Origin of the sequence: Pseudoalteromonas luteoviolacea DSM 6061 (assembly GCF_001625655.1) — a bacterium.
GTDB classification, from domain to species: Bacteria; Pseudomonadota; Gammaproteobacteria; order Enterobacterales; family Alteromonadaceae; genus Pseudoalteromonas; species Pseudoalteromonas luteoviolacea.
Window position 1 is genome coordinate 1 of the sequence record NZ_AUYB01000135.1, and the last position, 1165, is coordinate 1165.

General features: G+C 42.2%; 1 protein-coding gene. It reads left to right on the forward strand.

What is annotated here, in order from left to right; all coding sequences use genetic code 11:
• Window positions 1-64: 64 nt before the first annotated feature.
• Window positions 65-1165 (forward strand): IS3 family transposase gene (locus N475_RS20945; protein WP_162269621.1). Its coding sequence is split into 2 segments (ribosomal slippage), with 1102 coding nucleotides annotated over them: window positions 65-341 and window positions 341-1165; the frame shifts between segments, so codons are not numbered across the junction. This gene is flagged as partial in the annotation.

Sequence of the window (1165 nt, forward strand, 5' to 3'; positions counted from 1 at the left end):
TGAACTGCTTTAATTAAACCGGACACTTTAATAATGGAATATAATCCAATTGTTGAGGTGTTAAATGACTAAAAGAACAAACAGAAGTTACACGGCTGAATTTAAACAAGAAGCTGTGGCATTGGTAACCGAGCAAGGTTACAGCGTATCAAAGGCGGCCGCGTCTTTGGGTATCACAGATAAATTACTTTATAACTGGAAAGCAAAGGTTGAAGCAGAACAATCTGGTGCCAGTTTAAATGCTGATGAGCGAGCTGAGTTGTTAAAGTTACGCAAGGAAAATAAAGAGCTAAGGATGGAAAAAGAGATATTAAAAAAGGCCAGTGCTCTCCTGCTAAAGGAAACCAAATAACGTTTAAAACGATTAAGCAGTTATCTTCTGTGTTTCCCGTGGTTAAGCTCTGTAAGGTAATGCAAGTCAGCCGCAGTGCTTACTACGCTTGGCTTAAACGACCAGCAAAGGTGATTACCGCTGAGCAGCTTAACTTGTTCCGCCGAGCCAAGTTTCTATTCAAACAAAGTCGGAACAGTTTAGGTTATCGGGAACTTAGAAAGAAGCTATGCAGAGAGGGCTTTAAGGTAAGTGATTATGGCGTTCAGAAGTTAATGGCAACACTTGGTTTAGTCGTTACTCAGCGCGTTGCATACAAGGTAACGACCAAGCGTAAACACAGCGATGCCGTTGCTGATAACTTGCTGAACCAGAACTTTAACCCCGTTGCGCCAAATCAGATATGGGCTGGTGATGTGACGTATTTGAGGACTGGCGAAGGCTGGATGTATCTAGCGATTGTTATGGACTTATACTCTCGTCGTATCGTTGGCTGGCATATTGATAAACGGATGACGACGGATTTAGTTAGCAAGGCGATGATGAAAGCTTATAACGTACGTCAGCCGTTAAAAGGCTTGGTATTTCACAGTGATAGAGGCTCACAATATACGAGTAAGCATTATCGTAAACTGCTAGCAAATTACGGTATTCGAGCAAGTATGGGCGATGTAGGTGCGTGTTGGGATAATGCTGTTGTTGAGCGATTCTTCGGGAGCTTAAAACATGATTGGCTTTTAAAAATACCACAGCCAACTCGTGAGCATATGAGAAATGATGTAATGGCGTATATGCGCTATTACAACTTAGAGCGGCTTCATACTGCTAATGGTG